Below are 18,269 nucleotides of genomic sequence, written 5' to 3'. Positions count from 1 at the left end.
CATGCTCAAACGCACGATGCAGGCCATCCGCGACCATGGCGTGGCGACGTATCCGCAGGAATGCTGCGGGCTGGTGGTCAAGGCGGGCCGACGCGAATGGTATGTGCCGTGCCGCAATACCGCCGCCAGCGAAGAGCACTTCGTCATGTCGGCGCAGGACTACGCGGCGGCCGAGGAAAGCGGCCGGATCACGGCCGTGGTGCACTCGCACCCGGATGCGGCGGCGCTGCCCAGCGAAGCCGACCGGGTGGCCTGCGAGGCCTCCGGCCTGCCCTGGTACATCGTTGCCGTGGCCAAGGATCTGGACGGCAAGGTCAAGGCCGGCGAGATCCGCGGCTTCACGCCGGAGGGCTTCCAGGCGCCGCTGCTGGGGCGCCAGTTCGCCCACGGCGTGCTCGATTGCTATTCGCTGGTGCGCGACTGGTATGCGCGCGAACGCGGCATCACCCTGCCGGACTTCCCGCGCGAGGATGGCTGGTGGGAACCTGGCCGCGCCGGCGATCTGTACATGGATCACTACGCCGAGGCGGGCTTTCGCCCGCTGCAGCCGCATGAAGCGCTGGCGCCGGGCGACGTGGTGGTGATGCAGGTGCGTTCGGACCGCGCCAACCATGCCGGCGTCTTCCTCGGCGCGCAGCCGTTGAGCGAAGCGCCGGACCTGTTTCCGCTGCCCGACGCGATGCTGCATCACCTGTATGGGCGCGACTCCGAGCGAGTCGTGTACGGTGGATTCTGGCGTGAAGCCACCCGGGTGGTGCTGCGCCATGGAGAAAAGACATGAACGACAGGGCACGAGTGGTGCGACTCTACGGCTGGCTGGGCGCGCGCTTCGGCCGCGAGCACCGTCTGGCCGTGGCCAGTCCGGCCGAGGCGGTGCGGGCGCTGTGCGCGCTGTTGCCGGGCTTCGAACGTGCGCTCGCGAACAGCGAGCAACGGGGCGTGCGCTTCGCCTGCTTTGCCGGCCGCCGCAATCTGTCGGAAGACGAATTGGGGCATCCAGTGGGCGCGGATGCCATCCGCATCGCGCCGGTGCTGGCGGGCGCCAAGAACGGCGGCCTGTTCCAGACGGTGCTGGGGGCGGCGTTGATCGCCGCGGCGGCGTTCTACAGCGGCGGCCTGACGGCGGCGTTCACGGCGGGGGGCATGATTCAGGCCACGGCCACGCTGGGCCTGTCGATGATGCTGGGCGGCGTCGCGCAACTGCTGTCGCCGCAGCAGAGGCTGCTCAGCGCCAGGGATCGGCCGGAGAACGGCGCCTCCTACAACTTCAACGGGCCCGTCAACACGACGGCACAGGGCAATCCCGTGCCGCTGTTGTACGGGGAAATGTTCGTCGGCAGCGCCACGATCTCCGCAGGCATCTATTCGGAAGACCAGGTATGAAACAACGACATCGCATCAGGAACAGGGCGCCCGCGGGCGCCTTTTCTTTTGGCGGCAAGCCGCTGGCCGAGGGCCGGGGCCTTGTCGGCCACAAGGGCAAGGGCGGCGGCGGCGGCCGCACGCCGGTGGAATCGCCCGACAGCCTGCACAGCACCGCCTACGCGCGCGTCATCGACCTGCTGGGCGAAGGCGAGATCTACGGCCCCGTGCATGGCATGGACAACGCGCTGCGCGATGTCTACCTGAACGGCACGCCCGTGGCCAACGAGGACGGCTCGCTGAACTTCACCGGCGCGTCGATCGACTTTCGCACCGGCACGCAGTTGCAGGAGCCGCTGCCCGGCTTTCCCGCGTCGGAAAACACCATCGGCATCAACGCCGAGCTCAAGTCGAGCCAGCCGTGGACGCGTCTGTTCACCAACCTGCAGGCCTCGGCCGTGCGCGTCACGCTGGCGGTCGAAGGCCTGAGCCGCGCGGATACCAAGAACGGCGACATCAACGGCTACCGCGTCGAATACGTGATCGAGCTGAACACCGACGGCGCCGGCTACCAGACGGTGCTGTCGACCGCGTTCGACGGCAAGACCACCCAGCGCTATACGCGCTCGCACCGCATCGAGCTGCCGCGCGCGCGCCAGGGCTGGACCGTGCGCGTGCGCCGCGTGACGCCCAACGCCAACAGCAACACCATCTCGGACCGCACCGTGGTGGACACGGTCACCGAGATCGTCGACGCCAAGCTGCGCTATCCGATGTCGGCGCTGGTGGGCATCAAGATCGACGCGTCGCAGTTCCAGAGCATTCCCACCCGCGCGTATCACGTGCGCGGCCGCATCATCCGGGTGCCGTCCAACTATCACCCGGACCTGCGCCGCTATGACGGCGTGTGGGACGGCACCTTCAAGCTGGCCTGGACCAACAACCCGGCGTGGGTGTTCTACGACCTCATCAGCAACGACCGCTACGGCCTGGGCACGCGCGTGCCGGCGGGCTGGCTCGACAAGTGGGGCCTGTACCAGATAGGCCGCTACTGCGACGAGATGGTCGATGACGGCTTCGGCGGCAAGGAGCCGCGCTTTACCTGCAACGTCTACCTGCAACAAGCGGCCGATGCCTACCGGGTAGTGCAGGACTTCGCCTCGATCTTTCGCGGCATGGCCTATTGGGCCAACGCCGCCGTGTTCGCCTCGGCCGACATGCCGGGCGATCCGGTCTACACCTTCTCGTCGGCCAACGTGGTCGATGGGCGCTTCAACTACGTCGGCTCGGCGCTGACCACGCGCTATACGGTGGCGCTGGTGTCTTGGAACGACATGTCCGAGATGGGCCGCCAGAAGGTCGAGTATGTCGAGAACCGCGAGGGCATAGCGCGTTACGGCATTCAGCAGGTGGAAGTGACCGGGTTCGGCTGCACCTCGCGCGGCCAGGCGCACCGGATCGGCAAGTGGATGCTGCTGACCTCCAACCTGGAGACGCGCTCGGTCACGTTCTCGGTGGGCCTGGACGCCTGCCGTGTGCGGCCGGGCAGCGTCATTCGCGTGGCCGACCAGCATCTGGCGGGCCGCCGCATCGGCGGCCGCATCCGCGAAGGCTCGGCGACGCAGGTCACGGTTGACGCCGAACTCGGCGTGCGGCCGGGCGACCGCCTGACCGTCAACCTGCCCAACGGCCTGTCGGAGACCCGCGTGGTGGCGACCGCGGTGGGCACCGGCCTGACCGTGGACAACACCGTCTTCACGGTGGACTCGACCGAGCTGACCGCCGACCTGGTCGGCCTGCCCGGCACGGTGCTGCACATCACGGTCACCACGCCGTTCTCGCAGGCGCCGCAGGCCGAGTGCGTGTGGACGCTGGAGTCCGAGGCCCTGTCGGCGCAGACGTTCCGCGTGTTGAGCGTCAAGCGCAAGGAAGGCCTGGTGGCTGAGATCGCCGCCGTGCAGCACGAACCTGGCAAGTTCGACAACGTCGATTTCGGCACGCGACTCGATCCCAAGCCGATCACCGTCGTGCCGCCGTCGGTGCAACCGGCCCCTGTGAACATCCGCCTGGCCTCGCGCTCGGTGATCGACCAGGGCCTGGCGCGGCACGTCGGCGTCATTAGCTGGGACGCGGCGCCGTCGGCCGTGGCGTACCAGGTGCAGTGGCGGCGCGACAATTCCGACTGGGTCGAAGCGGGCCGCACCGGCGCGCTGACGCTGGAATTGCCGGATATCCGCGCCGGCGCCTACGTGGCGCGGGTGCGGGCGATCAACGTGTCGGACATCTCGTCGGTGTGGGTCAACTCCACCGAGACAATGCTGGAAGGCGACATCGCGCCGCCGCCGGCGTTGGCGCTGCTGGCCGCCAAACCGCTGGTGTTCGGCATCGACCTGCGCTGGGCCTTTCCGGAAGGGCGTTTCACCGCCCAGCGCACCGAGATCTGGTACAGCGCGTCCGACGACCGCGCCAGCGCCGTCAAGCTGGGCGACTTCGCCTTCCCGCAAAGCGCGCATACCCTGATGGGGCTGGCGGCCGGCAAGCGCTTCTACTTCTGGGGCCGAATCGTTGCCCTGAACGGCGAGATCGGCGCCTGGTATCCGGGCGGCCAGGGCGTGATGGGCGAGTCCAGTTGGGAAGCCAGCGAGATCCTGGAATACCTGAACGGCAAGATCAGCCGCGACGAACTGGCCCAGGAGCTGACCGGCACCATCGATGGCCTGACCACCGGCCTGGACGAGACCCGCGCAGCGATCACGGCGGAGGAGACCAAGCGGGCCGATGCCGATGGGGCGCTGTCCGCGCGCGTCGACACGGTGATGGCGACCGCCAACGGCGCGGCCGCCGGCGTGCAGGAAACGCGCAATGCGCTGGTGGACGTCGACGGCCAGCTCAAGGCCACCTGGAGCATCAAGGCCCAGGTCACGAAGGACAACAAGATCTACGCAGCGGGCATGTCGCTGGGCGCCTACTCCCAGCCGGATGGCCAGATGCAGACCTCGGTGTACTTCCAGGCCGACCGGCTGGCGCTGCTGAACGTGGCCAACGGCGCGACGACCACGCCGTTCGTGATCGAGAACGGGCAGACGTTCATCAACGACGCCTTGATCGGTTCGGCGAAGATCACGAATGCGATGATCCGGAGCCTGGACGCGGGGAAGATCAATACTGGCTCCATCAATGCCGACCGCCTGGATGCCGATGTCCTGGCAGCCAAGCTGGCAACCTTCGGATCGGCATACATCAAGACCGCGCATATCGGCGTGGCGCAGGTGGATACGTTGCGGATCGCCAGCGGCGCAGTGGTGGTCAATAACTCGACCACATACAGCCTGCAGTGGGGACGATATTCGGGTTCGACGACGGCAAGCTTGTCCATCTATTTGAACGTGCCTGCTCGGTTGATGATGATGCAGAACTATGAGTTCGGCATTGGCGACGGAAACTGGCTGGGAGATCCGGACCCGAGGCCGACAATGACCTCCAACTTTGGCTTCAGTGGCAACAGCCAATCCTGGCTGAGCGGTCTCCTGGATCCGGGGACTTATACGCTGACGATTACCTTTCCACGACCGATCAACGGTAGCGCTCATGCGAACGGGAACATGGCTCTGATGGGACTCTTGCGATGAATATCTACTCTTTGTACGACGCCGATGGCCGGGTCTTGTACGTGCTGTCCTTGCAGCAAGCCGATCAACTGGAAGCGATAGTTTCCTTGAATGGCGCCGCCGGATATGTCAACGGACCGGTCGATGGGGAGACCCAGTACGTCGAGGCAGGAAAAATCAAGCCCCGGCCGGCATGCTCCGCGGTACTGACGGGAAACGTGTTGTCCGGCTTGCTGATTCCCAGTCTGATCGGCATCAATCGAGAGGAATACCTTTGCACTGAAGAAAGCGTGCATCTGGAATTCAACCAGCCTGGCAGGTACCGCGTCACCGTCCGAGCCTGGCCACAAATGGACAAGGAGTTTGAAATTGAAAATCCGCCACTATGAACCCTACGCGCCGCTGCGCGCCCGTGCCTATCCCGCCATCGGCGACCAGCTCGACGCGATCATGAAGTTCGCCGCGCACCTGCAGGCGTCGGGCCAGGCGCTGCCCGACGAGGTGACGAGCTGGGTGGCGCAATGTCATAACGTCAAGCAGCGCTACCCGAAGCCGGCCGACGCCGCGGCCGCGCCGCAAGGACTGCCGGAGAGCCAGGCATGACCCAACCCCTCACAACCGTCCGCCTCTACGGCCGGCTGGGCGCGGAGTTCGGCCGGCTGCACCGGCTGGCCGTCTCCAGCACCGCCGAAGCGGTACGCGCACTGTGCGTATTGCTGCCCGGCTTCGAGGCCCGCCTGCTCGACAGCGAATCCCGGGGCGTGCGCTACGCCTGCTTCCTCGGCCGCCGCAACCTGGAGGAAAGCGAACTGGCGCGGCCTGCGGGCCGTGAAGACATCCGCATCGCGCCCATGCCCACCGGCGCCAAGCGTGGCGGCCTGATGCAGGTGGTGGTGGGCGTGGCGATGATCGTCGCGTCCTTCATCCCCGGTATCAACGTCGCGTTGTGGGCGGGCGCCAGCACTTCGCTGATGACCATGGGCCTGGCCATGACGCTGGGCGGCGTGGTGCAGTTGCTCACGCCGCAGCAGCGCGCCCTGAGCGTCAAGGACGGGCCCAATAACGGCGCGTCGTACAACTTCAACGGCCCGGTCAACACCACGGCGCAGGGCAATCCCGTGCCGGTGCTGTATGGCGAGATGTTCGTGGGCAGCGCCACCATCTCGGCGGGCATCTACTCCGAAGACCAGGTGTGACGGCGATTCGCGGATACCGGACGGTTGCCCGTCCGGCCCGCCAGCCCTTGGCGGTCTTCTCGACCTAGAATCAGGCATCGGGCGGAGCGAGCCTCCGCGCCAACAGTGGAGCCGCGACGCCGCATGAAACGCAATTTCAACATCCACGACCTGCGCATCTTCTACACCGTGGTCATGACCGGATCCACCCGGCAGGCCGCGCAGGCCATGCACCTCACGCAGCCGGCGGTCAGCCACGCCATCTCGCGGCTCGAACAGTCGACCGGCGTGCAGTTGTTCGACCGCTCCCACAAGACGCTGCGGCCCACCGAGGCCGGCCAGTACCTGTACGGCGAGGCCAAGTTCGTGCTGGATGAATTGGTGCGCATCGACGAGGCGCTGCACAGCATCGAGCAGTTCGGCGGCCGCGGGCTGCGCATTGCCTGTTCGCCCGCGCTGGCGCTTTCCTACGCGCCCGACGCGGTGCGCCGCTACCTTAAAGCCAATGGCACGAGGCCGTTCTCGCTCGATCTGGAGTCATCGGTGCAGGCGATCAGCGCCGTCGACACCATGCGCGCCGATTTCGGGCTGGGGGCGGTGTCGCAGCAGAGCGCGCGGCTGGCGTTCCGGCCCTTCCTGCGCACCGAGGTCATGGCCATCGTGCATCGCGAGCATTGCCTTGCGCGTGGCGATGTCGTGAGGGTCGGCGACATCCGCCCCGATAGCTACGTGCAGCCCTTGTGGTCCGACTACGTCATGCCCCAGGGCGACATCGCCGAGTCGATGCAGTTGCGCTCCGGCATGCGGGCCCATATGTCGCTGCTGGCCGGCACCGTATGCGCGGTGCGCGGTGTCAGCATGGTCAACGCGCTGTCGGCGGCAGACATCGCGACAGCCTATCCGGAACTGGTGGCGCTGCCGTTGGCTTCGCGCCAGTGGTTCGATTTCGTGTTGATCGCGCGCAACGAGGCGGCCAGCCAGGAGCCGAGCGAGCGCCTGGTCGAGGCGCTGCACGCGGCCGCCCGCGAACGGCAACGGGGGGTGTACGAGCAAACGATCCAGTTGCTCGCTTAGGCGCCGGGCGCCGAGCGCCGGTGGCCGCGCGCCCCGGTGCGGCAGGGGAAGATCCTCAGTCCGCGGGCGGTTGCCACGGCAGCGATTGCAGGTCGCCGTCGATGCTGATGGCCTGTCCGCTGACCATCGCGCCGAAGGGACTCGCCAGGAACAGCGCCATGTTGGCGATGTCCGCCGCGCGCACGAACTGCCCCAGGCTGACACCGGCCAGTTCGAGCCGTGTTTCCTCGGCCACCGTCACGCCCATGTTGCGGGCGCGGGCCTCGATCACGCGGTCGATGCGCGGCCCCGCCACCAGGCCCGGCAGCAGCGCGTTGACGCGGATGCCGTAGCCGCCCAGCTCCACCGCCAGCGAGCGGGTCAGGCCGACCACGCCCCACTTGCTGGCGGCGTAGGGCGTGCGCATCGGCACGCCCATGCGGCCGGCGACCGAGCTGATATTGATGATGCTGCCGCCGCCCGCCTCGCGCAGCGCCGGCAGCGCGTGCCGCACGGTATGGAACTGCGCCGCCAGGTTGATGTCCAGCGTCGCGTCCAGGTCCCGCGGGGCGATGTCGCCGATGCCGGCGGTCGGCCCGGCGATGCCGGCGTTGTTCACCAGCACGTCGAGTCCGCCCAGGTGCGACAGCGCCTCGCCCATGTAGCGCTCGATTTCATCGCGCCGGCTCACGTCGGCGCGCGAATGGGGATGCGGGCAGGCCGCGAGCGCCTGTTCGTCCACATCGCACACATGCACCCGCGCGCCGCGCGCCGCGAATGCGCTGGCGATGGCCGCGCCGATGCCGGCCGCGCCCGCCGTGACGATGACGCGTTTTCCCGACAGGTCCACGGGCAGGGCGCCGATGTCCGCCGGGACGGGGTTCTTCACAGTCATGCTCGTTCCTCCAGGGATGACCCGCGCGGGATCAGGGTTTCATCAGGCGGCAGGTCGATTCGGCCGGCGAGGTATAGATCTGGTCGCCCGGCGCGCGCGCCACCAGCTTGTAGTAGTCCCAAGGCCCCTTCGATTCTGTTGGCGTCTTCACCTGCATCAGGAACATGTCGTGCACCATCAGGCCGTCGGCGCGGATCCTGCCGTCTTTCACGAAGAAGTCGTTCACCGGATTGGCCTTCAGCCACTTCATGACCGTGTCGCCATCGGTGCTGCCGGTGGCGGCCACGGCCTTCAGGTAGGTGGTGGTGGCCGAGTAGTCGCCGGCCTGCAGCATCGACGGCTTCTTCTTCATCTTCTCCTCGAAGCGCGCCGCCCACTGGCGCGACGCGTCGTCCTGGTCCCAATACCACGCCGTGGTCAGGTACATGCCCTGCGCCGCCGGCAGGCCGAGCGCGTGGATGTCGGTGATCAGCACCAGCAGGCCGGCGATCTTCATCTTCGGCGTCAACCCGAATTCGGCCGCCGCCTTGACCGCGTTGCTGGTGTCGCTGGCGGAGTTGGCCAGCCCCAGCACCGAGGCGCCCGACGCCTGCGCCTGCAGGATGAAGGACGAGAAGTCCGCCGTGCTCAGCGGATGGCGCACGCGCCCCTTGACTGTTCCGCCCTCGGCCTGCACCACGGTCGAGGCATCGCGTTCGAGCGCCTGGCCGAAAGCGTGGTCCACCGTCAGGAAGAACCAGTCCTTGTTGCCTTCCTTGAGCATCGCCCGCGCCGTGCCGCGCGCCAGCGACACGGTGTCGTAGACGTAATGGACGGTGTAGGGCGTGCATTGCGAATTGGTCAGTTCCGAGGCGCCCGCGCTCACCACGAAGAACGGCGTCTTCTTCTCTTCGGCCACCTTGGCCATGGCCAGCGCGGCCGCCGAGTTGGCGCCGGCGATCAGCATGTTCACGCCTTTCTGGTCGAGCCATTCGCGGGCCCGCGACGAGGCGATGTCGGCGCGGTTCTGGTGGTCGGCCACCAGCACCTCGACCTTCTTGCCCGCCACCACGCCGCCCAGGTCGGCCACCGCCATCTTGATGGCCTCGGCGCCGCCGGGACCATCGGCGTCCGCCGACAGGCCCGACATGTCGGTGATGAAGCCGATGCGGATCACGCCCTCATCGGCCCGGGCCGCGCCCGTCCATCCCAGCACGGCGGCCAGCGCGGCCGCGCACAGTGTCTTTTTCATGTGTGTCTCCTCGATCCCGCGGATCTCGTTGTGGTGGATGGCCTCGCCGCCTTGGTTCAGAAGGCAACGTCCTGGCCACCTTTCAGTTGCAGGGTCGCGCGCGCTTCGTCGGGCGTGGCGATCTGCAGCGACAGGTCTTCCAGGATGCGGCGGATGCGCCGCACCTGGTCGGCGTTGGACCGCGCCAGTTCTCCCGGCCCGTCCCACAGCGAATCTTCCAGTCCCACGCGCACGTTGCCGCCCATCGTCGCGGCCATGGTGGCCAGCGGTGTCTGCTTGCGTCCGGCCGCCAGCACCGACCAGGTGTAGTCGGCGCCAAACAGGCGGTCGGCGGTGCGCTTCATCATCATCACGTCCTCGGGGTGCGTGCCGATGCCGCCCCGGATGCCGAACACGGACTGGATCAGGAAAGGCGGCTTGAGCAGCTTGCGGTCGACGAAATGGGCCGCGGTGTACAGGTGGCCGATGTCGTAGCACTCGATCTCGAAGCGCGTGCCGTTGTCGCCGCAGGATGTCAGGATGTGCTCGATGTCCTTGAAGGTGTTCTTGAAGATCAGGTCGTTGCTGCCTTCCAGGTAGGGGCGTTCCCAGGTGTGCGAGAACGTCTTGAAGCGCTCCAGCAGTTCGTACATGCCGAAGTTCATGGAGCCCATGTTCAGTGACGCGACTTCGGGCTTGAAGCGCAGCGCCGGCGCCATGCGGTCGGCCAGCGGCAGCACCGGCGAACCGCCCGTGGTGATGTTGATCACCACATCGGACGCGGCTTTGATGCGCGGCAGGAGCTGCGCATACAGCGCCGGGTCCTGCGTCGGCTGGCCCGTGTCCGGCCGGCGCGCGTGCAAGTGCACGATGGCCGCGCCCGCCTCGGCCGCCTCGATGGCGGAGCGGGCGATCTCGTCGGGCGTCACGGGCAGGTGCGGCGACATCGACGGCGTGTGGACCGAGCCGGTGATGGCGCAGGTGATGATGACCTTGTTCCTGGATGGCTTCATGGGCCTGGACCTCTTGGATGTGAAGGCCCGGCTGTCTCCCGCCAGGCGCAGGCCATTCTGTCGCACGCCGCCGGCCGCTGTCACCTGAACAGAAATTATCAATTGATAGGGAATCCGGTGCTGCGGCGCAGCGTAGGGAGGGCCTTCGACGGGGAGGCGCGGGATTCGGGGGGCCGTGCCATCGCTTCCATTGATGCGCCGGAAGGGGCGTTTTCGTAATATGCCGGTTCCGGCGCGCCCGTCCCCTTGCCCTTTTCGATCGATGTCATGAATGCTCCTGTGAACTACGTCCTCGCGGTGGACCTGGGCGGCACGCGCTTTCGCGCGGCGCTGGTCGACGGGGAGGGCGGCATCGCCCATTCCTGCTTCATCGACAGCCCGGCGGGAGTCGCGCTTCAGCCCGGTTGCGACGAGATCGACGCCGACGCCTGGTGGCGCGGCCTGCAGGCGCTGGCGGACACCCTGGCGGCGCAGGCCGGCGCGGCGGCTTTCGATGCGGTCCGGGCCATTGCCATCTGCGGCGTCACGCGCACGCAGGTGTTCGTGGACGCGCACGGCGTGGCCATCCGGCCCGCCATCACCTGGCGCGATACGCGGGCGGCGGCGGACCTGCCCGAATGGTTGTCGTCGCTGCCGGCCGGCCATCCGGAAATCGGACAGATCAACGCCTTTCATCCCTGGGCGCGCATCGCCTGGTTGCTGCGCAGGGAACCGGCGCACGCGGCCCGCGTGCGGGCGGTGCTGGATCCCAAGGATTACCTCAATCTGCGCCTGACCGGCCGGGTGGCCAGCGACACGGTTTCGCTGGCTCGCCTGGCGGCTGCGGCGTCCCCTGTTCCGATATACGCCGGGCCGGCGTCCCCGGCTGTTGCGGAGGTGCCGGCTTCGGCGGCGCCCGCCAGCGACCTGCTCACCGCCATCGGCGCCGACCCCGCGTGGGTGCCCGACCTGCTCGATCCCCTGGACACCGTCGGCCCGGTGCGGTCCGGGCTGCCGGGCGCGCTGGCCCGCCTGGCCGGCCGTCCCGTGATTGCCTGCGCCAACGACACCTGGGCCGCCGTCGCCGGCCTGGGCGCGTTGCGCCCGGGGTATGCCTACAACATCTCGGGCACCACCGAAGTGTTCGGCGCGGTGGGCGCCGAGCCGGTGCATGCCGAAGGCCTGATGACCGTGGATTGGGGCGGCGGCCATCACCAGGTCGGCGGGCCGGGCCAGAATGGCGCCGACACCATTGCCTGGCTGTTGCCTTTGCTGGGCCGCCTGGGCGCTGAAGGCATGGCCGGCGTCGGCCCGGCGATGGATGCCCTGCTGGGCGCGCCGCGCGATCCGCAGCCGGCGCTGTTCCTGCCGTACCTGCAGGGCGAGCGCGTGCCGTACTGGGATCCGCACCTGCGCGGCGCCTTTGTCGGCCTGAACCGGCGCCATGGCCCGGGCGACCTGGCCTGGGCCGTGCTGGAAGGCGTGGCGTTCCTGAACCGCATCGTGCTGGAGCGCGCCGAGGCGGCGCTGGGTCAGCCCGTGGCCGAAATCCGTTTCGGCGGCGGCGCCGCGTCCAATCCGCAGTGGTGCCAGGCCAAGGCCGACATCTGCGAGCGTCCCGTCATCGTCGGCCAGGCCGACCAGCCCGGCATTCTTGGCGCGGCGGCCACGGCCTGGACCGCGGTGGGGCGTTACGCCAGCTTCGCGGCGGCGCAGGATGCGCTGGCGCGCGTCGCCCGGCGCTACGCGCCTCGTGCCGACCGGCTCGCCGATTATCGGGCCCTGTATGCCCAGTTCCGCGCCGCCGAAGCCGCGCTGGCGCCCGTGTCGCATGCATTGACGGCGCTGCGGCTGGGGTAAAACCCTAGGCGCGATCCGGCGCGCCGCGCTGCCGGCGCGCGTGTGCCGGGTATACACTACGACGCCACAGGTCCGGACCACGATCCGGCCGGCGGGCGCGGCATGGTGGACGCCCCGCCATCAATCACATGCAGCAAGGGCGAGTCGATGCGCGGCATCCTGGAAAAGTACGGTACGGCAATCGCGGGATTGGTCCTGGTGGGCTTTTTCGCGATAGCCGCCCCGAATTTCGCCGCGCCCGGCAACCTGCTGAACATCGCCAAGGAAACCAGCTTCCTGGCCATCATCGCCATCGGCTTCACGCTGGCGCTGGTGACCGCGGAACTGGACCTGTCCGTGGCCGACGTGGCCAGCCTGGCCGCCGTGGTCACCGGCGCCCTGGTGCATACCGGCCAACCCGTGCTGCTGGCGATTGCCGCCGGCCTGGGCGTCGGCCTCTTCTGCGGCCTCTTCAATGGCTTTGCCGTCACCCGGCTGCGGGTGCCCTCCCTGATCGCCACGCTCGGCATGGCCGCCATGGCGCGCGGCTTCGCCTTCATGCTGACGGACGGCGTCTCGTACGTGGGCCGCTGGCCCGCCGCCTTCACCGACCTGGCACGCGGCAAGCCTTTCGGCATTCCCGCGCTGGTGCTGTGGATGGCGGGCGCGGTGCTGCTCGCCTTCTTCCTGGTCAAGTGGACCCGCACCGGCGCCCGCATGACCGCCACCGGCGAGGCCGGCGAGTCCGCCCGCCTGGCGGGCATCAACATCCGCGCCATGAAAAGCATCGGCCTGGCGCTGTCGGGCCTGTGCGCCGGCCTGGCCGCCGTGCTGCTGACCTCCAGCCTGTCGTCCGCCGCGCCCAACATGGCCGGCGACTATTTCCTGTACGCCATCGCCGCCGTGCTGCTGGGCATGACCATGTTCAATCCCGGCCATGCCAACATTCCCGGCACGCTGGTCGCCGCGCTGATCCTCAAGGTCCTGGGCAACGGCCTGGTGCTGATGGGCGCAGCCTATTACGTGCAGGACATCGTCCTGGGCTTCATCATCGTCGCGTCCGTCGCGGTGTCATCGGCCGTGCTCAAGAAAGCGGCCTTCAAATTCGGATAGGAAGGGGAAACAGCATGAACCGATTCATCAAGCGCACGTTGCTGCTGGGCGCGTTTGCCGCGCAGGCGCTGGCGGCCAGCGCCGCGCACGCCTTCGACGTCGGCGTGGTGGCCTTCCAGATGTCCTCGGAGACCCATGCGCGCGCCGCCAACGCCGCCGCCGAGGCCGCCCGCGCCAAGGGCTGGACCGTGACGCAGTTGAACGCCGAAGGCTCGCTGCCCAAGCTGGCCGAGCAGCTCGACACGCTGGTCAACAAGAAGGTCGACGCCATCGTCATCGCCATGGGCAAGCCGGTCGAGACCGACGCCCAGTTGCAGGCCGCCAAGGAAAAAGGCATCGCCGTCGTCGGCGTCATGTCCGGCGCCAGCCCGCACATGCTGTTCGACGTCGAGGTCAATGAATACGCCACCGGCGCGCAATCGGTGCTGTACCTGTTGGGCAAGATGGGCTACCAGGGCAACATCCTGTCGGCCCGCTTCGACGGCAATTCCGGCACCCGCATCCGCGGCAAGATGCTCGACGCGGTGCTGTCGGAAAACACCGCCGTCAAGGACCTGGCCAAGTTCAGCATGGCGCGCACGCAAAGCTGGCGCGACGACGTGCGCAACGGCATGCAGGCGCTGTTCCTGCGCAACCAGGGGCAGTTCAAGGGCGTCTGGGCCTCGTTCGACGGCCAGGCCTACGTGATTGACGACCTGCTGCAGGCGCAAGGCATGAAGAAGGGCGACATCACGCTGGTGTCGGTCGACGGCGGCCCGGAGACCTATCGCCGCATCGCCGATCCCAACAGCCTCATCACCGCCACCATGATGATTCCGTTCGAGCAGTTGGGCGTCACCGCCGTCGACGCGATTGACCGCATCGTCGTCAAGAAGGAACCCAAGGACAAGATCGCGTCCGGCCCCTACCTGTTCATGGACTCGGTGCTGGTCGATGCCAGCAACGTGCAGAAATTCCTGACTCCCGCCAAATAGGCCCCACGGCGGGCGGCGTGCCGCGCCGCCCGCCGCCGCATCATTCATGTCCGCTTCCGCCACCATGACCGCCGCTCCGCCCGCCGCGCTATCGCTCCGCCAAGTCCGCAAGTCCTACGGCGCCGTCGAGGCCCTGAAGGGCGTCGACCTGGAGGTGCCGGCGGGCCGCGTCATGGCCATCTGCGGCGACAACGGCGCCGGCAAGTCGACGCTGATCCGCATCATCTCGGGCGCCCAGGCGCCCACGGGCGGCGAGTTGAGCCTGGATGGCAAGCCGGTGGTGTTCGGCTCGCCGCATGACGCGCTGGCGCAGGGCATCGCCACCATCTACCAGGACCTGGCGCTGGCGCCGCGCCTCTCCATCTGGGAAAACGTCTTCATGGGCGCCGAACTGGTGCGCCGCATCGGCCCGCTGCGCGTGCTCGACAAGCGCCGCATGGCGCAGGAGGCGCGCGGCTACCTGCAACGCCTGTCGGTGCCGATCGACGACATGGACCGCCCCGTCGAACGCATGTCGGGCGGCCAGCGTCAGGCCGTGGCCATCGCGCGGGCGCTGCGCTGGGATGCGCGCGTCGTCATCATGGACGAGCCCACCGCCGCGCTCGGCGTCAAGGAAACCGCGCTGGTCCTGAACCTGGTGCGCAAGCTGCGCGAGGAAGGGCGCACCGTCATCCTGATCAGCCACAACATGGCGGACGTGGTCGCGCTGGCCGACCGCGTCGCGATTCTCAAGAGCGGCGTCAAGGTCGTGGAGCGCGACGTGGCAGGCCTGGACGCCGACGCGCTGGCGCACATGGTGATGACGGGCAAGGCCTGACCGTCCGGGCGCGGACAAAGTCAGGTGCAAACTTCACAGACCTTCACACGGATCCTGCGTAGCATTGGCGTATCTCGTTCCCGAATGCCGCATCAATGACTCCCTACGCCGTCTTTCGTGTCGGCCGTCCGCCTCGACGCCCGCTGCGCTCACGTGCCGCGGGCGTCTTGCTGCTGACCTGCGCCCTGGCGCTGCCGGGCGCCGCCGCCGCGATGACGGCGGGCACCCCTGACGTCACCGTCACCGCTGTTTCGCCGGCCCGTTGCATGCGTATCCTGCTGCAACAGCAGGACGACCGCCTGACGCTGCAATCGGACTATGACGCGACCACGCAGACCGTCATCCCCGAGCGGTCGGCCGGGATCCTGTCCAAGGAATTCCGCCGCATTTACGACATGCTGGAAGAGAACCGGCGGCTCGACGGCCGCTTCGATGCCCGCATGGCGGTCCTGTCGCACGAACTGCTGGGACCGCTGCTGCCGTCGCTGCGCAAGGCGCCGTGCGTCATCTTCGAGATCCAGCCGACCTCCATGCACTTCGCGCTCGATCTGCTGCCGGTCGACGGCACGCCGTTGTTCGTGCAGAAGCCGGTCGCATTTCGCTTCGCGGCGGCGGTCGGGACGCCCGAGGGCAATGCCGCGCCCGAATCCCGCCTGTCACCCGCCGCACCCGCGGCGGCTGCGGCTGCCGGCGCACGTCCCCGCGCCGCCGTCTTCGGCCCCGAAGCCCGCGGCCTGATCCTGCGGGATCCCGAGACCGATCCCGACGACGGCACCGGCGACGTGCGCCGCCTCTACCCCGGCTCGACCTTCCAGCTCACCACCACCGCCACGCCCGACATGCTCGCGCGCAGCCGCTACGATTTCGTGCTGATCAGCGGCGAGGGCGTCGTCAGCCCCACCTGGGGGCGGCCGGAAAAAGACGAGAACGACGCCATCGGCCTGGGCGAGGACGACATGTACCCCAAGGACCTGCAGGGCGCCGCCTTCGACCTGGTCTATTTCGACGCCAGCCAGCTCGGCATGAGCAAGGCCTTCGTCGACGCCGCGCGCCGTTGCGGCGCCCATCACTACCTGGCCCCCATTATCAGCAACGAGGCCGGCCATTCCTCGACCCTGATGCTGCGCTACTTCTTCGGCGGCGCGCGCCAGGGCGAGGCGCCCATGGAAGCGCTGTATCGCGCCCGCAAGCGGATCTACCGGGAGTTCGAGGGCAAGGTGAATCGCACCGAGCAGATCTACTACGCGTATCCGTTCCGGTTGTATCTGCTGTAAGAGGGAGGGGGCGGGTTCCCGCCTGCGCCGCCGGCCGTCTGGCGGCTTTCAAAAAATGCCGGTGTCAAGTTTTTCGCGCGGATCAAGAAGGACTTGAAACCGTATATGGGGCATGCCATGTTTCTTGGCTGGGGACGCCCAGTGGTGTTGGCAGTGAAGGGCCTGTCAGGTCACATGCCGGCGAGCATAGACCTTATAAACTGTTAGGCATTGAAATAGACGCTCCAAGGAGACCGCATGAGCATGTTTATTCATCACACATTGATGATGCTGGAAGACGCCGGCATGTCCATCAAATACCCACAAATCTGCCACATCACGCTGGACGAAGATGGCAGGGGCAGGATGCACGCGTACCACTCTCTCATTCAAGGTAGGCGGGTGAGTGTGGAACAGAATCAGCAGATGAAATTCCTTATGCTGTTCACGCTGCTGGACTTTCATGTGGATGCCTCTTATCCCAAACTGGAAGGTAAAGGCTATCGCGAGAAGTACGAGAGTCTGCCAGCTCAAGGCGACTACAACCTGATCCTGCGTCAGTTGTTCAGGGTGGCGAAGGTTATCAGGAATGCCCTCGTCCACAACCAGTCGTCATTCGACATTTCCGAAGGCAAGTTCAGCGTGGACTACCGTCGCGGCAAGCACCACTTCTGCCTGAGTATGTCGTGGGAGGAGTTTCAAGATTTTCAAACTGCGATCATCATGTACGTCAAGGGCGACATGGGCAAAGGAAGCTATTTCATGGGCATCATGCGGTCAATGTACGCGAGCATCCTAGCGGGCATTACACAATTCAACGACGAGTTTGGTAGCGCATTCGAACAGCCTACGACTGGCATCAAGATGAAGCGACACGTGCGACAAATTGTCATGCATCCGCCTTATGAGACCCGCGATGACAGGCTTCACTTTCCGAGCGCGGCGCGCGAGACTCCTGAGTGGGAAGGCTTGGATTTATACATCGTCCGCAACGACAAGGAATTTCTGGTGCCACGTGAAGCGCTGGACGAAGATCTGTCGCTCACGGAGCATGACCTGATCGCAGACTGGAAGCGCGAAGGTCACTATCCGCAGGTCATGGCGCCGTAGGCACATCGCGCGGAATTTCCAAACGCCTGAAAGTTCTGATGCCTAGCGGGTGGCGTTCTTGGCCGCGCTCGGGGCGCCGCCCTTGCGCACCTCGGCCAGCCACTCCTACACCATCGTGCGTGCCTGATCGACCGTCAGTTCCCCGTACTGGCCCAGGGCGGGCTTCCGGCGCTCGCCGGCGTTCGTGCGGTACTGGAGCATGAACACCTTGCAGCCCGCTGGGGTAATTTTGCACAGGAAGCCGGGCACCACGGTATCCCGCAGTTCGATGGCCTTGTCTTGAGGTTGTGCCGCATCGACTTAGGACTTGGTGCGCTTGATCTTCGCCATGTGACTTCTTGGAAAGCCCGGTTCCCAAGAGCCGCATAGGAGCCACGCGAGGGGGCGCCGGGTCAAGTTTCGGAAAGCGCAGGCATATGTTGAACTCGCCTGGGTGATTGATAAACGTGTTGTATCGAGCCTTGGCGTAGTCCAGCGAATTGCGGTACTGGAGTCATCGTGAAACAAAAAAAACACCGCCGGCATTGCGCCGGCGGCGGTCTCTGGACCTGCTGGGGCGAGGACTCAGTTCTTGCGGCTGGTCACTTCGACAAGGTGATAACCGAACTGGGTCTTCACCGGGCCCTGGACTTCACCGACCGGGGCGCTGAACACCACGGTGTCGAATTCCTTGACCATCTGGCCCGGGCCGAACGTACCCAGGTTGCCGCCGTCGCGGCTCGACGGGCAGCTCGAGTTTTCCTTGGCCAGTTGGGCGAAGTCGGCGCCGTTTTCGATGGCGGTCTTCAGTTCGTTGGCCTTGGCTTCGGTCGAAACCAGGATGTGGCGGGCGGAGGCTTGTGCCATGTTGGGCTCCTTGCGGGGGAAT

General features: G+C 67.0%; 18 protein-coding genes and 1 pseudogene. 13 read left to right on the top strand and 6 right to left on the bottom strand.

Annotated features, from left to right (window positions below; genetic code table 11):
- Nucleotide 1 precedes the first annotated feature (1 nt).
- The 7 genes from AAID08_RS25980 to AAID08_RS25950 all read left to right on the top strand — a co-directional run bounded on the left by AAID08_RS25980 (nucleotide 2) and on the right by AAID08_RS25950 (nucleotide 7,219).
- Entirely contained in the window at nucleotides 2-781 is a 780-nt protein-coding gene (locus tag AAID08_RS25980) for a C40 family peptidase (RefSeq protein WP_054500540.1), read from the top strand.
- Nucleotides 778-1,383, top strand: coding sequence for a tail assembly protein (locus AAID08_RS25975; RefSeq protein WP_395757106.1), 606 nt, complete (start codon nucleotides 778-780; stop codon nucleotides 1,381-1,383). The genes AAID08_RS25980 and AAID08_RS25975 overlap by 4 nt, the downstream gene beginning before the upstream one ends.
- On the top strand, nucleotides 1,380-4,991 hold the full coding sequence (locus AAID08_RS25970) for a host specificity protein J (protein WP_395757105.1): 3,612 nt from the start codon (nucleotides 1,380-1,382) through the stop codon (nucleotides 4,989-4,991). Before AAID08_RS25975 ends, AAID08_RS25970 begins: the two co-directional genes overlap by 4 nt.
- A complete protein-coding gene (locus AAID08_RS25965; protein WP_395757104.1) occupies nucleotides 4,988-5,359 on the top strand; it encodes a hypothetical protein in 372 nt (123 codons plus the stop codon). Before AAID08_RS25970 ends, AAID08_RS25965 begins: the two co-directional genes overlap by 4 nt.
- Nucleotides 5,340-5,573 carry a hypothetical protein gene (locus AAID08_RS25960; protein WP_395757103.1) on the top strand — a complete coding sequence of 78 codons (234 nt, stop codon included), beginning with the start codon at nucleotides 5,340-5,342 and terminating at the stop codon, nucleotides 5,571-5,573. Before AAID08_RS25965 ends, AAID08_RS25960 begins: the two co-directional genes overlap by 20 nt.
- The gene (locus AAID08_RS25955) at nucleotides 5,570-6,166 is read left to right on the top strand and encodes a tail assembly protein (RefSeq protein ID WP_054500543.1); all 597 of its coding nucleotides are present in this window, start codon (nucleotides 5,570-5,572) and stop codon (nucleotides 6,164-6,166) included. The genes AAID08_RS25960 and AAID08_RS25955 overlap by 4 nt, the downstream gene beginning before the upstream one ends.
- 123 nt (nucleotides 6,167-6,289) lie before the next feature.
- The gene (locus AAID08_RS25950; RefSeq protein WP_054500544.1) at nucleotides 6,290-7,219 is read left to right on the top strand and encodes a LysR family transcriptional regulator; all 930 of its coding nucleotides are present in this window, start codon (nucleotides 6,290-6,292) and stop codon (nucleotides 7,217-7,219) included.
- Nucleotides 7,220-7,274: 55 nt separating this feature from the next.
- Here the strand turns inward: AAID08_RS25950 and AAID08_RS25945 are convergent, their stop codons facing one another.
- From AAID08_RS25945 to AAID08_RS25930, 4 genes are all read right to left on the bottom strand, one after another.
- Nucleotides 7,275-8,093, bottom strand: a complete 819-nt coding sequence (locus tag AAID08_RS25945; RefSeq protein ID WP_395757102.1) for an SDR family oxidoreductase — start codon at nucleotides 8,091-8,093, stop codon at nucleotides 7,275-7,277.
- A 31-nt stretch (nucleotides 8,094-8,124) separates the two neighbouring features.
- Entirely contained in the window at nucleotides 8,125-9,324 is a 1,200-nt protein-coding gene (locus AAID08_RS25940) for an ABC transporter substrate-binding protein (protein ID WP_395757101.1), read from the bottom strand.
- A gap of 56 nt (nucleotides 9,325-9,380) precedes the next feature.
- Nucleotides 9,381-10,316 carry a 3-keto-5-aminohexanoate cleavage protein gene (locus tag AAID08_RS25935; protein ID WP_395757100.1) on the bottom strand — a complete coding sequence of 312 codons (936 nt, stop codon included), beginning with the start codon at nucleotides 10,314-10,316 and terminating at the stop codon, nucleotides 9,381-9,383.
- A gap of 98 nt (nucleotides 10,317-10,414) precedes the next feature.
- Nucleotides 10,415-10,585, bottom strand: a complete 171-nt coding sequence (locus AAID08_RS25930) for a hypothetical protein (RefSeq protein WP_269873555.1) — start codon at nucleotides 10,583-10,585, stop codon at nucleotides 10,415-10,417.
- Here AAID08_RS25930 and AAID08_RS25925 point away from each other — a divergent pair.
- The 6 genes from AAID08_RS25925 (at nucleotide 10,584) to AAID08_RS25900 (ending at nucleotide 17,401) form a co-directional block, all read left to right on the top strand.
- Complete coding sequence (locus AAID08_RS25925) at nucleotides 10,584-12,155, top strand: FGGY-family carbohydrate kinase (protein ID WP_395757099.1); 1,572 nt, start codon at nucleotides 10,584-10,586, stop codon at nucleotides 12,153-12,155. The genes AAID08_RS25930 and AAID08_RS25925 overlap by 2 nt on opposite strands.
- A 147-nt stretch (nucleotides 12,156-12,302) precedes the next feature.
- Entirely contained in the window at nucleotides 12,303-13,247 is a 945-nt protein-coding gene (locus AAID08_RS25920; RefSeq protein ID WP_175189613.1) for an ABC transporter permease, read from the top strand.
- Between the two features lie 14 nt (nucleotides 13,248-13,261).
- Entirely contained in the window at nucleotides 13,262-14,221 is a 960-nt protein-coding gene (locus AAID08_RS25915) for a substrate-binding domain-containing protein (protein WP_054414631.1), read from the top strand.
- A 46-nt stretch (nucleotides 14,222-14,267) separates the two neighbouring features.
- Nucleotides 14,268-15,038 carry an ATP-binding cassette domain-containing protein gene (locus AAID08_RS25910; protein ID WP_049076483.1) on the top strand — a complete coding sequence of 257 codons (771 nt, stop codon included), beginning with the start codon at nucleotides 14,268-14,270 and terminating at the stop codon, nucleotides 15,036-15,038.
- Between the two features lie 167 nt (nucleotides 15,039-15,205).
- The gene (locus AAID08_RS25905; protein WP_395757098.1) at nucleotides 15,206-16,312 is read left to right on the top strand and encodes a hypothetical protein; all 1,107 of its coding nucleotides are present in this window, start codon (nucleotides 15,206-15,208) and stop codon (nucleotides 16,310-16,312) included.
- 237 nt (nucleotides 16,313-16,549) lie between these two features.
- Complete coding sequence (locus tag AAID08_RS25900; protein ID WP_395757097.1) at nucleotides 16,550-17,401, top strand: hypothetical protein; 852 nt, start codon at nucleotides 16,550-16,552, stop codon at nucleotides 17,399-17,401.
- Between the two features lie 45 nt (nucleotides 17,402-17,446).
- Here the strand turns inward: AAID08_RS25900 and AAID08_RS25895 are convergent.
- Together AAID08_RS25895 and AAID08_RS25890 are read right to left on the bottom strand one after the other, a co-directional pair.
- A pseudogene (locus tag AAID08_RS25895) lies at nucleotides 17,447-17,671 on the bottom strand (Arm DNA-binding domain-containing protein); the annotation flags it as partial.
- A gap of 294 nt (nucleotides 17,672-17,965) precedes the next feature.
- Complete coding sequence (locus AAID08_RS25890) at nucleotides 17,966-18,247, bottom strand: peptidylprolyl isomerase (protein ID WP_395757096.1); 282 nt, start codon at nucleotides 18,245-18,247, stop codon at nucleotides 17,966-17,968.
- Nucleotides 18,248-18,269: the final 22 nt, after the last annotated feature.

This window comes from Achromobacter sp. EB05, from assembly GCF_044232075.1.
GTDB classification, from domain to species: Bacteria; Pseudomonadota; Gammaproteobacteria; order Burkholderiales; family Burkholderiaceae_B; genus Achromobacter; species Achromobacter dolens.
Note: the sequence above shows the minus strand (reverse complement) of the source record. Positions and strands in the feature narration are given on the sequence as shown.

What these genes read in the sequence shown, in the direction of transcription:
- AAID08_RS25965 (WP_395757104.1), top strand. Translation starts at nt 4,988, where the DNA reads ATGAATATCTACTCTTTGTACGACGCCGATGGCCGGGTCTTGTACGTG.
- AAID08_RS25945 (WP_395757102.1), bottom strand. Translation starts at nt 8,093, where the DNA reads ATGACTGTGAAGAACCCCGTCCCGGCGGACATCGGCGCCCTGCCCGTG.
- AAID08_RS25975 (WP_395757106.1), top strand. Translation starts at nt 778, where the DNA reads ATGAACGACAGGGCACGAGTGGTGCGACTCTACGGCTGGCTGGGCGCG.
- AAID08_RS25970 (WP_395757105.1), top strand. Translation starts at nt 1,380, where the DNA reads ATGAAACAACGACATCGCATCAGGAACAGGGCGCCCGCGGGCGCCTTT.
- AAID08_RS25915 (WP_054414631.1), top strand. Translation starts at nt 13,262, where the DNA reads ATGAACCGATTCATCAAGCGCACGTTGCTGCTGGGCGCGTTTGCCGCG.
- AAID08_RS25980 (WP_054500540.1), top strand. Translation starts at nt 2, where the DNA reads ATGCTCAAACGCACGATGCAGGCCATCCGCGACCATGGCGTGGCGACG.
- AAID08_RS25910 (WP_049076483.1), top strand. Translation starts at nt 14,268, where the DNA reads ATGTCCGCTTCCGCCACCATGACCGCCGCTCCGCCCGCCGCGCTATCG.
- AAID08_RS25925 (WP_395757099.1), top strand. Translation starts at nt 10,584, where the DNA reads ATGAATGCTCCTGTGAACTACGTCCTCGCGGTGGACCTGGGCGGCACG.
- AAID08_RS25890 (WP_395757096.1), bottom strand. Translation starts at nt 18,247, where the DNA reads ATGGCACAAGCCTCCGCCCGCCACATCCTGGTTTCGACCGAAGCCAAG.
- AAID08_RS25920 (WP_175189613.1), top strand. Translation starts at nt 12,303, where the DNA reads ATGCGCGGCATCCTGGAAAAGTACGGTACGGCAATCGCGGGATTGGTC.
- AAID08_RS25935 (WP_395757100.1), bottom strand. Translation starts at nt 10,316, where the DNA reads ATGAAGCCATCCAGGAACAAGGTCATCATCACCTGCGCCATCACCGGC.
- AAID08_RS25930 (WP_269873555.1), bottom strand. Translation starts at nt 10,585, where the DNA reads ATGACATCGATCGAAAAGGGCAAGGGGACGGGCGCGCCGGAACCGGCA.
- AAID08_RS25955 (WP_054500543.1), top strand. Translation starts at nt 5,570, where the DNA reads ATGACCCAACCCCTCACAACCGTCCGCCTCTACGGCCGGCTGGGCGCG.
- AAID08_RS25900 (WP_395757097.1), top strand. Translation starts at nt 16,550, where the DNA reads ATGAGCATGTTTATTCATCACACATTGATGATGCTGGAAGACGCCGGC.
- AAID08_RS25950 (WP_054500544.1), top strand. Translation starts at nt 6,290, where the DNA reads ATGAAACGCAATTTCAACATCCACGACCTGCGCATCTTCTACACCGTG.
- AAID08_RS25940 (WP_395757101.1), bottom strand. Translation starts at nt 9,324, where the DNA reads ATGAAAAAGACACTGTGCGCGGCCGCGCTGGCCGCCGTGCTGGGATGG.